Origin of the sequence: Paraburkholderia lycopersici (genome assembly GCF_900096975.1) — a bacterium.
GTDB lineage: Bacteria > Pseudomonadota > Gammaproteobacteria > Burkholderiales > Burkholderiaceae > Paraburkholderia > Paraburkholderia lycopersici.
In genome coordinates, this window is sequence record NZ_FMYQ01000024.1 from 1 (window position 1) to 12,789 (window position 12,789).

General features: G+C 62.3%; 11 protein-coding genes, 2 tRNA genes and 1 pseudogene. 8 read left to right on the top strand and 6 right to left on the bottom strand.

What is annotated here, in order from left to right; translation table 11 throughout:
• Positions 1 to 139 precede the first annotated feature (139 nt).
• From hpnI to BLU17_RS22785, 3 genes are read left to right on the top strand one after another with little or no spacing between them, the layout of a single operon-like run.
• Positions 140 to 1,348 carry a bacteriohopanetetrol glucosamine biosynthesis glycosyltransferase HpnI gene (gene hpnI, locus BLU17_RS22775; RefSeq protein ID WP_425434134.1) on the top strand — a complete coding sequence of 403 codons (1,209 nt, stop codon included), beginning with the start codon at positions 140 to 142 and terminating at the stop codon, positions 1,346 to 1,348.
• A gap of 59 nt (positions 1,349 to 1,407) precedes the next feature.
• On the top strand, positions 1,408 to 2,400 hold the full coding sequence (locus BLU17_RS22780) for a lysylphosphatidylglycerol synthase domain-containing protein (protein WP_092001667.1): 993 nt from the start codon (positions 1,408 to 1,410) through the stop codon (positions 2,398 to 2,400).
• A 26-nt stretch (positions 2,401 to 2,426) separates the two neighbouring features.
• Positions 2,427 to 3,215: a metallophosphoesterase gene (locus BLU17_RS22785; RefSeq protein ID WP_092001965.1), complete on the top strand. Its 789-nt coding sequence runs from the start codon at positions 2,427 to 2,429 to the stop codon at positions 3,213 to 3,215.
• A 25-nt stretch (positions 3,216 to 3,240) separates the two neighbouring features.
• On the opposite strand, the gene BLU17_RS22790 is transcribed toward BLU17_RS22785, so the two are convergent.
• A tRNA-Gly gene (locus tag BLU17_RS22790) sits at positions 3,241 to 3,316 on the bottom strand.
• Between the two features lie 5 nt (positions 3,317 to 3,321).
• Positions 3,322 to 3,397, bottom strand: a tRNA-Asn gene (locus tag BLU17_RS22795).
• Between the two features lie 541 nt (positions 3,398 to 3,938).
• On the opposite strand from BLU17_RS22795, the gene BLU17_RS22800 reads away from it, so the two are divergent.
• Entirely contained in the window at positions 3,939 to 5,192 is a 1,254-nt protein-coding gene (locus tag BLU17_RS22800) for a serine hydrolase domain-containing protein (protein ID WP_092001670.1), read from the top strand.
• 21 nt (positions 5,193 to 5,213) lie between these two features.
• Here the strand turns inward: BLU17_RS22800 and BLU17_RS22805 are convergent, their stop codons facing one another.
• Both BLU17_RS22805 and BLU17_RS22810 read right to left on the bottom strand, forming a co-directional pair.
• Positions 5,214 to 6,677 (bottom strand): esterase-like activity of phytase family protein, encoded by a 1,464-nt coding sequence (locus BLU17_RS22805; RefSeq protein WP_092001673.1) that lies wholly within the window; start codon positions 6,675 to 6,677, stop codon positions 5,214 to 5,216.
• Positions 6,678 to 7,100: 423 nt separating this feature from the next.
• Entirely contained in the window at positions 7,101 to 7,424 is a 324-nt protein-coding gene (locus BLU17_RS22810; RefSeq protein WP_092001676.1) for a hypothetical protein, read from the bottom strand.
• Between the two features lie 380 nt (positions 7,425 to 7,804).
• Between BLU17_RS22810 and BLU17_RS33915 the strand changes: the two are divergent.
• From BLU17_RS33915 to BLU17_RS22825, 4 genes and pseudogenes are all read left to right on the top strand, one after another.
• A pseudogene (locus tag BLU17_RS33915) lies at positions 7,805 to 7,928 on the top strand (polyphosphate kinase 2); the annotation flags it as partial.
• Between the two features lie 272 nt (positions 7,929 to 8,200).
• Complete coding sequence (locus tag BLU17_RS22815; RefSeq protein WP_092001679.1) at positions 8,201 to 8,404, top strand: DUF3562 domain-containing protein; 204 nt, start codon at positions 8,201 to 8,203, stop codon at positions 8,402 to 8,404.
• Positions 8,405 to 9,028: 624 nt separating this feature from the next.
• A complete protein-coding gene (locus BLU17_RS22820) occupies positions 9,029 to 10,573 on the top strand; it encodes a methyl-accepting chemotaxis protein (protein ID WP_092001682.1) in 1,545 nt (514 codons plus the stop codon).
• 106 nt (positions 10,574 to 10,679) lie between these two features.
• On the top strand, positions 10,680 to 10,895 hold the full coding sequence (locus BLU17_RS22825) for a DUF3820 family protein (protein WP_092001968.1): 216 nt from the start codon (positions 10,680 to 10,682) through the stop codon (positions 10,893 to 10,895).
• 6 nt (positions 10,896 to 10,901) lie between these two features.
• On the opposite strand, the gene BLU17_RS33285 is transcribed toward BLU17_RS22825, so the two are convergent.
• Both BLU17_RS33285 and BLU17_RS22830 read right to left on the bottom strand, forming a co-directional pair.
• Positions 10,902 to 11,048, bottom strand: a complete 147-nt coding sequence (locus BLU17_RS33285; RefSeq protein ID WP_176929173.1) for a hypothetical protein — start codon at positions 11,046 to 11,048, stop codon at positions 10,902 to 10,904.
• A gap of 7 nt (positions 11,049 to 11,055) precedes the next feature.
• Positions 11,056 to 12,351, bottom strand: a complete 1,296-nt coding sequence (locus tag BLU17_RS22830; protein WP_092001685.1) for a sensor domain-containing diguanylate cyclase — start codon at positions 12,349 to 12,351, stop codon at positions 11,056 to 11,058.
• Between the last annotated feature and the right edge of the window lie 438 nt (positions 12,352 to 12,789).

Here is a 12,789-nt window from a genome sequence, read left to right on the forward strand (position 1 = left end):
TGCTCATGAGCTGGGACATGATGAAGCGGCGTCTGCGCGAAGGCGTGGAGTTCTTCCGCTTCCTGCGCGCGCACGAGGCATGATGGATCGCTTGCGTGCGAGGGGGCGAACGGGCGGCATCGTGGCGATGGCCGTGGTGATGATCGTCGTTGCGTTGGCGGCGGCCGGGTTCGTTCACGCGGAGCTGCCCGGCTTCGCGCGTGTGCTGTTCGAATCGCTCGCGATTCTATGCGGCCTTTGTGCCGTGTTCGGCATCGTCTATACGTGCACGGCGAGCGTGCTGGTCGGCCGCTTCTTCGCGCGCGACGTGGCTGCGCCGCAGCACTTTCCCGCGGTCACGCTCGCCAAGCCGCTGCACGGCGACGAATGGCAGCTCGAGCAGCATCTCGCCAGTTTTTTCGAGCAGGACTATCCGGGGCAAATCCAGTTTCTCTTCGGCGTTCACGATTCGCGCGACGAAGCGCTCGGCGTCGTCGAACGTTTGCGCGCGCGTTATCCCGATGCGCATATCACCGTGGTCGCCGACTCGCGCCTCTACGGGCCTAACCGCAAGATCGCCAATCTCGTCAACATGCTCGAACAGGCGGAGCACGACGTGCTGTGCTTCGCGGATAGCGACGTGCGCGTCGGCCGCAACTATCTTCGCGATGTGGTCGGAGCGCTCCAGCAGCCGGGGGTCGGACTCGTCACAGCGGTTTATCGCGGCCTCTGCGCGCCCGGTTTCTGGCCTCGCGTGGCGGCGGCCCTGACCAACTATCATTTCCTGCCCGGCGTGGTCACGGGACTCGCGATCGGGCGCGCGCGCCCGTGCTTCGGCCAGTCCATCGCCATGACGCGGGAGATGCTCGAACGCATCGGCGGCCTTGCGCAGTTCTCCCATCACCTCGCCGAAGACCACGCGCTCGGCGAAGCCGTGCGGCGCGCAGGCGCCGAAGTCTCCATTCCCTCCATTCTGGTGCGGCACGCCTGCGTGGAAAATACGTTCACCAAGCTCTTCGCGCACGAACTGCGCTGGAGCCGCACCGTGCGCGCGGCCGATCGCTCGGGCCATCTGGGCGCGGTGCTGATGCATCCGTTTGCGCTCGCAATGCTTGCCGTGGCGTTGTCGGGCGGCGCGGCGGCGGCGTGGACCGTGGCCGCCGTGGCGCTGCTCGCCCGCGCGTGGCTCATCTGGAGGATGGATCGCGCCACCGGCGACAAGCCCAGCGGACTGCTATGCTTGCCCCTTTGGGAATTGGTCCAGTTCGCGATTTATGTTGCGAGCTTTTGCTCGTCGGGCGTCGTCTGGCGGGGCACGCGCTTTCGCGTCGACAGGAACGGCATGCTGTCGCCTGTTCAAGAGACCTGAGATTCACGGTAGATGGGGGACACAATGAGACGGGAGCATCCATCAGAGAGCACCCGCAGATGAAGCACATCGGACGTATCGCAGCACTGTTCGGTCTCGCGATCGCCGTGTGGCTCGTGTGGCGCGACCATCCCGCGGCCGTGCTGCAACTGCTCAGAGGCGCGGGTATGGGCCTTTTGCTCGCGGCCGGCGTGCACATCCTGCCGATGTGCGCGAACGCCTGGGACTGGCGCAGCCTCATCCGCACGGCTCAGCGTCCGACGTTCGCGACGATGCTGAAGCTCGTCTGGATTCGCGAGTCGATCAACGGTTTGCTGCCCGTTGCACGCATTGGCGGCGAGATCGTTTCGTTCCGGCTGCTTGGGCGCGCCGGCGTGCGGCCGGCTACCGCGGTGGCGAGCCTTGTCGTCGACCTTCAGCTCACGCTCATCAGCCAGCTCGTCTTTGCGCTGATCGCCGCTGGCTGGCTGCTCGAACATTCGTCTTCCGATACGGCGCGGTTCGTGGGGCGGCTCGCCTGGGGGATCGTGGGCTTCGCGCCGCTGCTGGTGCTCTTCTCGCTCGTGCAGCATGCGCGGCCGTTCGAGCGCGCGGCCCAGGTGCTCGAGCGCGTTACGAGCGGCAAGGTCGTCAATCTCGTGGGCAAGTCCGCGCGTGTCGATCTCTCCGTCAAGCTGATCTGGCGGCAGACCGGCGTGGTCGTGCGCTATCTGCTCATCTGGCAGACGCTGCAGTGTCTCGGATTTGCGCTGGAAATCTGGATCGCGTTGCGCGTGCTCGGCACGGACGCGACGTTCATGCAGGCGTTCGTGATCGAAGCGCTGATCCAGATCGTGAGCAGCGTCGCGTTCCTGGTTCCGGCGAGCCTCGGCGTACAGGAGGGCGGCTTCGTGGTGATAGGCGGCCTGTTAGGCTTCGACGCGCCCACCTGCCTCGCGCTCGCGGGGGCGCGGCGCATACGCGATCTGCTTTTTTATTTGCCGGGGCTGCTTGCATGGCAGGCCGCCGAATACGGATGGCCGTCAAGGCGCCGGGCTGGCGACATTCGCTGAAAGCGCCGCGGGTCTCCCGAATCGACATGCTCATACAGATTGCGTCCGATCTGCATCTCGATGCACTTCAGCACCGGTTTCCCGGCGAGTCATTGCTTGCGGCCGCAGCCGGGGCCGATCTGCTCGTTCTGGCCGGCGACATTCATCTCGGCGCGCACGCCGTGGATATCTTTTCGGACTGGCCCACGCCGGTCGTTTATGTAAGCGGGAATCACGAGGCGTACGGAAGCGAATATGCCGAGGTCGTTGCCGACATTCGACGGCGCTCGGCGGGCACGCGGGTCCATTACCTCGAACGTCGATCGATCGAATTCGGCACCACGCGTTTTCTTGGCTGCTGCCTGTGGACCGATTACGCGCTTTATGGCGATCTCGTTTGCAGCATGGACTACGCACGCGAGGCCAATACCGATCATGCCGCGATTCGCGCCCAGGGCGGTGCGCCGTTCGGCCCCGAGGAGGCGCTGGCCGAGCACCGGCGCGCGGTGACCTGGCTGGAGGCGGAACTGGCGAGGCCCTTCGATGGCAAGACCGTGGTGGTGACGCACCATGGCGTGTCGCCCGAATCGATTCATCCGCGATTTCACGACCATCCGGTCAATGCGGGCTTTCTTAGCGATCTGCGTTACCTTCTGCCGCGCGCCGATCTCTGGATTCACGGCCACGTGCACGATTCGTTCGATTACTGCTTTGGCAATGCGCGCGTGGTCGCCAATCCGCGTGGTTATCCGTTGAATCTCGCCACAGCGCAGAGCGCGGCGCAATTGCAGTGGGAAAACGCAGCGTTCGATCCGGCGTGCGTCGTGGAGGTTTGAACGTGAGCCCCATGGGCTGACGTGCTGGAGCGGGAGACGAGTCTCGAACTCGCGACCTCAACCTTGGCAAGGTTGCGCTCTACCAACTGAGCTACTCCCGCATGTCTGGCTCCCCGACCTGGGCTCGAACCAGGGACCTACGGATTAACAGTCCGGCGCTCTACCGACTGAGCTATCGGGGAATCAAAGGAGGCCGGATTGTACCGGAGAATTTTCGGCTTTGCAGCGATGTCGCGGCGAATCTCGCGGGCGCGGTTCGCACGTGCGCGCTCGAGGTCATTTCGCGGCGATGCGTCGTAGCGTGCGTGCCCCGGTGCGTTGCGCCGCGCACCGTTAGGTTTCGAATGGGCGTGTTTGAAGTCTGCCTTTTCGACCTGGATCGGGTCTGCACCGACTTGCGCGCGGGTCCTCGGCTGGTTCGACTGAGCGAGCAAGGGCGGCGGCGATCACTACAGTTTGAACGAGCGATTTCATGACAATTACCAGGAGGGCTGGGGATCAGGGTAAATATCTGCGAGGCGAATCCATCGTTTCCGCAATGAAAACAATCCAGGCTTCGGGGAACCCGGGTTTAGAGACGGAACAGGCGCCCGAGCGGGGCAGCGCCTGCACAATGCGCGATTCCCGTGAGGTGGCGCCGCGCGGTATCGCGCCGGATAGCCGATACTGAACCCCGCGTTGAATGAAAATCCATCGAAATTCCGAACACGGTAAGGAGGCGTCATGGGTGGGGAAGGCCGGGAAAAGCAGGGCATGTCGTGTGAACGTCTCGCGCGGATCGAGCGTTTTCTCGACGAGAACTACATCGCCACCGGCAAGCTGGCCGGCACCGTTACGCAGATATGGCGGCGCGGCGAACTCACGCTGAACTCGGTGCTCGGCTTCGCGGACCGCGAGCGGCAGACGCCGATGGCCGAAGATTCGATTTTCCGCATCTACTCGATGACCAAACCCGTCACGTCGGTGGCGATCATGATGTTGGTCGAGACGTGCGGGATCGCCCTCGACGACCCCGTCAGCAAGTATATTCCGCAGTGGGAAAAGCTCGGCGTTCACGCGGGCGGTTTCATGGACAGCTTTCAGACGCGCGCCCCGTCACGCCCGATGCGCGTGGTCGATCTGCTGCGCCATACCTCCGGCTTGACCTATGGCTTTCAGCAGAACACCAACGTCGACGCGGCCTATCGCAAGCTGAAGCTGGGGGATATCGCGGCCGAAGGCACGCTGGGCGAGATGATCGAAAAGCTGGCCACGTTGCCGCTCGAATTCTCGCCCGGCGATGCCTGGAACTATTCGGTTTCCACGGACGTGCTCGGCTACATCGTCGGCAAAGTCAGCGGCATGGCGTTCGAAGACTTTCTCAAGGAGCAGATCTTCGATCCGCTGGGCATGGCCGACACCGCATTTTACGTACCGGACGACAAGCTATCCCGCTTCTGTGCCTGCTATGCCATTGGCGCGCTCGGTTCGAAGGTCGTGTCCGCGCAAGGCCCGGCATTGCAGGACGATCCCCGCGTCAGCACTTTTCGCAGGCCGCCCGCCCTGGTTTCGGGCGGCGGCGGCCTGGTCTCCACAGCCGCCGACTACATGCGCTTCGCGCGCATGCTGCTCCGGGGCGGTGAGCTGGACGGCGTGCGGCTGCTGGGGCCGAAGACCGTGCAACTGATGACCGCCAATCATCTGCCGGGCGGCGTCGATCTGCCGCGCCTGTCGCGCTCGATGTTCAGCGAAGCCAACTATGACGGCGTAGGCTTTGGCCTCGGCTTCGCCACGACCATCAACCCATCGGCGACGCTGACGCCTGGCAGCGCAGGCGACTTCTTCTGGGGCGGGGCGGCCAGTACCTTCTTCTGGGTCGATCCGCGCGAAGACCTGGTTGTGGTGTTTCTCACCCAGCTCCTGCCTTCGACCGCGCACCCGGTTCGACGGCAGTTGCGCACACTGGTCTATAGCGCGATCACCGCTGGCGGGGCCTGAAACCCCGCCCGGCGCGCCCCCTCAGTGGCCGCGGCCCTGGCCGTCGTCGTGGTCGTGATGGCGAGGATCGTCGCGGTCGTCATCGCACTGCGTGCGCAGGTTCTGCGGCGTGAATCCCGGCAAGTCAGCCGATGAAAACGCGAACACGAAGAACTGGTTCGGATTCGCGATGCCGTTCGGGTGATGCGTATCGGTAATCGTGCCGAGAAAATCGTTGTCGTTCGCGATCACGAGCGTATGCCTGCGCTGACCGTTCACGATCACGTCCTCGCCGAATGCGAGGCTTTCCAGCTTCGCCGGGATATCGGCCGTCGCAAAGCCGTGTGCGCCCAGCACAGCGACGACGTCGAGGAACAGCGTCTTGCTCAGCGCATAGGGCGCCAGTCCCGCCTCGCCGCTCGTCTGGCTCACGTCCTGCGCATGATCGAGATCGACGAGAAAGATCTTCTTGAACGAGGCTGTCGAGTCGTCGCCGAGGCCGTTGCCGTCGCGTTCGTCCATCAGCAGTTCGTGATCGTTTACGGCGACCACGTCGCTGATGGTCGGATACTTCGGCTTCGCCGTGGTGCCGATGTTGCTGAGCGGATAGGCGAACTGCTGCGACTTGCCCGTACGAAGATCGATGCGCAGGATGCGCGTATAGGCGCCGTTGGTTCCGCCATCCTGCAGCAGGGGGCTTTGCATCGCGCCGAACAGCGTTTTGCCGTCCGGCGAGATGGCGAGCCCTTCCATGCCCTTGTTCGCGACGCGGCCCGAGGTATTCGCGCTGATTTCCGCATTGCCTACCGGGCTCAGCGCGGAGACGGCGAACGAATCGGGCACCTTGACGACATCGATCCGGCGGCCGGTGCGGCGGTCGAAGTGATAGATGTACGGGCCGTACTCGTCGGAGATGTAGACGCTCTCGCCGTCGTTGCTTACGCGGATGCTTTCGGGGTCGAGGCGCGCGTCGAGCGGCCATGTCGAGAGGTGCGCCGGCGCGAAGTTGTCCGAACGGCCCGTAAAGTAATGCGTGTGCTCGCGGGCGTTGAGCGCGGGCACGCCGTTGGGCAGCCCCTGCGCCGCGCCGCTTCCGTAGACGAGGGGATCGTCCGTATGCAGGAGCGTGGTGGCGCGCAGCTCGGGCGTGAGCGAATACGGCAGCGCGGCGCCCGTGGCTGCGGGTCGCAGGCGCAGGCGCAAGGTCTGGAAGCGGTTGATATAAGAGACGGTGTCGTCGACGGCGGCGTTGAACGGGACGGCGTTGGGCCCGCGATCGGGCAGGGCGAGGAACGTTTCGCAACCTGCATAGGCCACGCCCGAGCCGATGCCGCCGAGCAGGTTGCCCGCCACGCCGTTTTCGAGCGGGGCGGCTGTTTGCGTGGCGCGGTCGCCGATCGTCCCGCTCAACTGGCCGGTTGCGATCAGGTCGGCGGCGGCGTGTGCGTAATTCGTCAGCGCGAAAGCGACGATTCCTGAAGTCATCAGACGGTGTATCTGCAGCATGGTCGATCTCCATTCGTTGTTGATCATTCTCGAAGGACGATCCCCGCAGTACTGTCGTGCCCGTCACCCTGCGCATATCGGTGCGAGCCTTCTCCTGTGGCCAAACCCAAAGATAGTCGGCCTCTCTGATGACGCAGGCATGACGCCTGTGCAAGGCGCTGTTCGATCGGTTACGGCTCGTCTGCCGTCGTGATCTACGAGAACGGCGAGAACGGCTGCATCATCCGCCGCAGGGACTGCGAACGCCTGGGTGGATGGGGACCGGCGCGTGGCCGTATGAAGCGCGCCGAGATGAGGCGCCGCCGAACCGATCCCGGCCGGCGCGAGCCTGCCGGCGACGGAGAGAACGAAACGCCGCCCGGACGGCCGCAAGTTCAGGCCGCAGCCGCGCCCCGGTCGCAGCGGAACATCCGCCTCCCCGCTCTATGGCTTGTCGCCTGAAGCGGCGTCAGCCTCCCGCAGCGCCGCTTGTGCGCTGACGAGCAACTTGGCGTCGCAAGCGCGTAATGCATCGTCCAGCGCCTCGAATGCCTTGTCGATTGCATTGCGTGAAGACTTCGACAGACCTCGGGCGTCGATGACGACTTCCGACTCTTTCCTTAAGCGCTTACCCAGTTTCGCTGCGCAGCGACTGTCGAGCGTTCCAGCCGCAACGAAGTTCGCAAGCTGTTCAATCAGTGCCATCAACGTCGCTTCAGTCGTTACGTTGAGGTTTTCTGCTTCTGTTTCGGTCGATCGTTTGCTCATCGTATTCCCCGGTTGGCAATGCGAGGCGGATATGATTGCACACCCATCGTGAATTGTCCGTGGCCGGGCGCAGTCACGGCCGTTCCGTTTTCGGCGTGCGGCGCACGTATCCCCTGCCGCGGATGGGCGTTCGAGCGCGAACCCGGCACCGGTCGGTACGCGGGGCGCGCGTGTCATAAAAACGTCGAGTAGCGGATGCACGCTTGACGTTACGTCAAAAGTTCCAGGTGGCGCACGGCCCCGGACGGCCTGCGCGCCTGTTCGCATGCCGGCACGGCCAATCCGCGGAATGCGACGAAAGAGCATCAGATGGACAGCGACGCCGTCGCGAGGGTCGAATGCGAGTGGTGTACGAGCGAGGCCTATCGATGCGTATGACGGTCAGTCCGATGGATCTGAAAAGCCGCTGGCGGTGGAAACAGTACGCGGGCAAGGGAAGTCATGCTCCAGCGTATGAATATTCCCCAGGCGCCCTGGTGGGTGGTTCAGTCTGTCGACAAGAAGGCGCGGAGCAGCACGAAATGGCGCGCGTTGCGCGGCGCACGCAAGGCGAGAGAGCGTTAGCGACCCTGCGCCGCACGGGAATTTCCTGCTCCGGCTCCTATACTTTTCCCGTTGACACACGTCAAATTTCAAGGCGGTTGGCGACCACCGGATGTGGCGTATCCGCTCCAGCCCGTTAGCCCGTTAGCCCGTTAGCCAGTTTGGCACGGCTCGATGAGTGTTGTTTGACCCAGGCTTGGTCAAACGACAGGACGTAACCCAGGGAGGTTGTTATGGCCAGGAATGACGACACGATGACAATTGTTCGGGAACTCGCCTCTTCAACGAATCAACCGGAGCAACTGGTGTCCCGTATGTACGCCGAAGCCTTGGCCGATTTCAGGCACGATGCAATAATATTGGATTATGTGCCACTCCTGGCGGCGCGACGGGTTCGTGAAAACCTCAAGAGCGCTTCATCGAAATCATCTGAATAAATGGCACGAATCAGTCGGTCAGGCGTTCTGCCGAAGATATTGCGGGCGACTCGCGAAGCTATTGGCTTCCCGGGTACCGCTTCCGGCTGTCCTCCGGGAAACTTCGCGCCGGCCCGGTTTTCGGGCCAGCGCGATCGACTCCCGTCTTTTCTTCTCCCATCCCCGCGCGCTGACATCGGGCGAACACAATCCGCCGTGAATTGACCGGACTGACCGGTGCGATACGCTGTGATTCCGCCGTCCTGGCCGCGTCGGGAATTCACGGTTCCTTTACTCGCATATACGTGCCGTTGCGTAACCATGTCGTGCAAATCATGTTAAACGTCCAGGCGTTACCGGGAAGCATGCATATGCCTGGTGAATGGCGCGATGGTGATTGACAGGCATGCGTTGTCTTCTGTGAAGATGCTCAGGCAGTCTTTCATCAAGCGGCGTTGAAATTATCTACTTTGAAAGGAATACTCATTAATAGCGGATTGGACACAGATAAGGCCGTGGGACCATAAAGAATATTCGCGTGCGGACGATATACGAACAAGTGGGGCGACAAAAAAATCCAGTGTGCCGATAACGTGCGCAAAGTGATATGCAATGCGGCCCGCATTGATCTTTTCGGGGAGGAGTATGCGCAACAACCAGCCAGTCACGCAACGCGAATTCGAAATTCCGGACGATGCAACGTTGATGTCGACGACCGACACACAGAGTTACATCAGCTATGCCAACGCAGCGTTCATTCATGCGAGCGGGTTCTCTCACGACGAGATCCAAGGCCAGCCGCATAACCTCGTTCGGCACCCCGACATGCCTCAGGAGGCGTTTGCCGACATGTGGGCGACGCTCAAAGCGGGCGAGCCCTGGACGGCGCTGGTCAAGAACAGGCGAAAGAACGGCGACTACTACTGGGTGCGCGCGAATGCGATTCCGGTCGTGCGTAACGGACAGACGTCGGGCTACATGTCGGTGCGAACCAAGCCGTCGCGCGAAGAAGTCGAGGCCGCCGAGTCTCTTTACCGGAAATTCCGCGAGCATACGGCGGGCAAGCAAGGCTTCCATAAGGGTTTGATCGTTCGCACCGGCCTGATGGCATGGACGTCGACACTGAAGACTCTGTCCGTGCGTTGGCGTATCCGGCTGGCGCTGTTGACGGCGGCACCGGTCATCGCAGGCGCCGCGGCTTTTGCGGGGCTTGGAGGCGTTCCGTTTGCCGTGTTTGCCGGGCTTGAACTGCTGTGCCTGCTTTTTGCGTCGCTGTGGCTCGAAAAGCAGATTTCCCGGCCGTTGGAACAAGTGCTGGCGCAAGCCCTTCGAGTGGCCTCGGGAGAAAGCCAGAAAGCGGTTCACATCGATCGTGTCGACGAGATCGGGATGACGCTGCGCACGATCAGTCAGCTCGGCCTCATGTTCAGATGGCTTATCGATGACGTGAGCGAGCAGGTCATTACCGTTCAGCGCGCAATCAACGAAATTGCCCAAGGCAACGTCGATCTGAGCCAGCGCACCGAGCAGGCCGCATCAAATGTGCAGCAGACCGCGTCATCGATGGCGCAAATGACCGCCACCGTGAAGAGCAACGCGGAAACCGCCATGCAGGCGAACACGTTGTCCGGCTCGGCGAGCAATGCGGCGGCAAAGGGCGGGAAAGCAGTAGCGGAAGTCGTTAGTACGATGACTGAAATCACTGCGAGTTCGCACAGGATCTCGGACATTATCGGCGTGATCGACGGGATTGCCTTTCAGACGAATATCCTTGCTTTGAACGCGGCCGTCGAGGCTGCACGCGCGGGCGAACATGGCCGCGGTTTTGCCGTCGTCGCCGGAGAGGTGCGGGCGCTCGCGCAGCGTAGCGCAAATGCGGCGAAGGAGATCAAGAACCTGATCTCCGCCAGCGTGGAAAAGGTCGAGACCGGATCGAGCCTCGTCGACGAAGCGGGAAAGACGATGGACGAAATCGTCGCGCAGGTAATGCAGGTGTCGGATCTCATCGCGGAGATCCGGTCGGCGACCGAGGAGCAAAGCGGTGGTGTCGCCCAGATCGACCACGCTGTGAGCGACCTCGATAACATCACGCAGCAGAATGCCGCATTGGTGGAGCAGAGCACGGCTGCGTCGGACAGTCTAAAGCAGCAAGCGATGCGGCTGGTGGAGGCCGTGAGCGTTTTTCGCTGATGCCGGGCAATTGTCGGGGTTCGCAGCTTCCAGTCGTGCTGGATCAGTTGGCCCCATGAGCGTCGTGCCAGGCGTACGGGATCGGAAAGTCGTGCAAAATGTCGCCATGCAAGTCCCAGACCTCGAACGCCTTGTCACCGTCGCCATGCCCTTCGGCAAATACAAAGGCCGGCTCATCGCCGACCTGCCCGGGCACTACCTTAACTGGTTGGCCCGGGAAGGGTTTCCGCGTGGCGATATCGGCCGGCTGCTCGCGCTGATGCACGAGATGGACCATAACGGTTTGCGGGGCTTGCTCGAGCCGCTGCGCAAACGCGGCTAGCGCCAATCAGGTGTCGTTGACCCGGCGCACAAATTCAGCCTCGGCATTGATTTCGCAGTTTTCGCCGATCGTGACGTGCCTGATTTTCAAATTACGATCCTCGATGCCGATCGCCTGGTTCGTCTTTCGAAAGCGCCCCGTCCAGCGAACCACACCGCGCTCATCCAACCTCTACGCGGTTGCGGCCCGATTCCTTCGCCCGGTAAAGCGCCCGGTCCGCGCGCCGCATCAAGGCGTCGACATCGCGCTCGCCAGCCTCACGCGTGACCACGCCAATGCTTACCGTAAAGGGAATTGCCTTGACACGCCATTCATGCTCGAAGTCCTGTTGCTCGAAGCGCTGGCGCAGCTTGTCCGCGGTCAGCCGGGCGAGACTGGCATCCGCGCCCGGCAGCGCCGCGACAAATTCCTCGCCGCCCCAGCGCGCGAACAGCTTGGTCTCGTGCGGAATCGACATGCCGACTTCTGCAAGCACGCGCAGCACTTCGTCGCCGATATCGTGGCCGTAGCTATCGTTGATATTCTTGAAAAAATCGATGTCGAGAATGAACACGGACAGAACATCGTCGGTGTGGAGCACTCTTTCCACGAAGTCCAGAAACTCGCGGCGGTTCGGCAAGCCGGTCAGGGCGTCGGTCACGGCTTGCTTCTTCAGTAAATCCATGAGCTGGGCCCGCTCGGTAATGTCGCGGATGACCGCCGTGAACTCGATCACACCGTCCACCTTGATCTTGGAAATCGCTATTTCGACGGGAATGATCGTGCCGTCCCGGTGCCGCCCATACACGCTGTTGCTTTCGTCCATGCGAGGCGGGGTGACCGACCGCAGGCTCATCTGCACCGAGGCTGCGAACTGCTCCACGTTTCGCGAATGATTGGCGCGGAATTTTTCCGGCAAGAGGATCTCGATCCGCTGCCCAAGCACCTCGGACGATTGATAGCCGAACAGATTTTCTGCCGCGCGATTGAACAGCGTGATGTTGTGCTGCTCATCGATCGTGACGATCGCGTCGTACGCCGAGTCGACCACCGCGCGAAAGCGCGAGGCGCTGACCTCCAGTTCGTGCGTCAGATGCATCTTCGGCGTGTTGTCGAAACCCGTCACGAGGATTTCATGCGCGGTCACGCTGTTCGTGTGTCGCAGCGGTTTGAGCGAGAGGCGCCATCGGTGCACGCCTTCACGAAACTCGTAGCTCTGCTCCAGACCATGCGCATCGGAGGACGTGAAGCAGTTCCGGAGTTTCTCGCATAGCTCGAACCGTGCGCGGTCGGGAAACAGCGTATCGAAGGGGATGGGGAATGTATGCGGATCCGCGCGCGTTCCGCCGGCCATCTGAAGGAACGGATCGTTGCAGGCACTGACGATAAACCCGCCGCGAACATCGCGACCGACGACGGCGACGCAGATCGTCGCGCCGTCCACGTACTCCTGCGATTTGTTAGCCAAACCGGACATAGCCTCACCTTGCGACACCGTAATGCGGCGCCAATTCAAGTAACGAATGGCGTCGCTGACGTCGCCTCATCGTCTATTGTTATCGGCACAGTGCCATGAGCCTTGAGGCCGGAAGACGTGGCGAAGCTCAACCGCTCACAGACGAGGCAGATCCGGCTGTCCGCGACCGGTTCCGCGGCCCGCTACTGGCACCCGGACCCGTTGAAGCAGTTGTTGTGCCGCGCCGGCGAACCAGGCAGTTCAGGTCAATTGGCCGCGGGCCGCTGCCGACGCGAGCTATCAGCCATTCGAACCAGCGGCAGCGCGCTTGCCCGCTATTTTGGCCGGTCTTTCATCGGCGGGTTGGCAAATCAATCGCGCTGTGATTCTTCCCTGAACGATGTATCGTAAATGTATGTTAAGGGCCGGGCGAATGCAAACGACCTCGCGCGGGCAAGC

What these genes read in the sequence shown, in the direction of transcription:
- hpnI (WP_425434134.1), top strand. Translation starts at nt 140, where the DNA reads ATGATCGTCGTTGCGTTGGCGGCGGCCGGGTTCGTTCACGCGGAGCTG.
- BLU17_RS22780 (WP_092001667.1), top strand. Translation starts at nt 1,408, where the DNA reads ATGAAGCACATCGGACGTATCGCAGCACTGTTCGGTCTCGCGATCGCC.
- BLU17_RS22785 (WP_092001965.1), top strand. Translation starts at nt 2,427, where the DNA reads ATGCTCATACAGATTGCGTCCGATCTGCATCTCGATGCACTTCAGCAC.
- BLU17_RS22800 (WP_092001670.1), top strand. Translation starts at nt 3,939, where the DNA reads ATGGGTGGGGAAGGCCGGGAAAAGCAGGGCATGTCGTGTGAACGTCTC.
- BLU17_RS22805 (WP_092001673.1), bottom strand. Translation starts at nt 6,677, where the DNA reads ATGCTGCAGATACACCGTCTGATGACTTCAGGAATCGTCGCTTTCGCG.
- BLU17_RS22810 (WP_092001676.1), bottom strand. Translation starts at nt 7,424, where the DNA reads ATGAGCAAACGATCGACCGAAACAGAAGCAGAAAACCTCAACGTAACG.
- BLU17_RS22815 (WP_092001679.1), top strand. Translation starts at nt 8,201, where the DNA reads ATGGCCAGGAATGACGACACGATGACAATTGTTCGGGAACTCGCCTCT.
- BLU17_RS22820 (WP_092001682.1), top strand. Translation starts at nt 9,029, where the DNA reads ATGCGCAACAACCAGCCAGTCACGCAACGCGAATTCGAAATTCCGGAC.
- BLU17_RS22825 (WP_092001968.1), top strand. Translation starts at nt 10,680, where the DNA reads ATGCAAGTCCCAGACCTCGAACGCCTTGTCACCGTCGCCATGCCCTTC.
- BLU17_RS22830 (WP_092001685.1), bottom strand. Translation starts at nt 12,351, where the DNA reads ATGTCCGGTTTGGCTAACAAATCGCAGGAGTACGTGGACGGCGCGACG.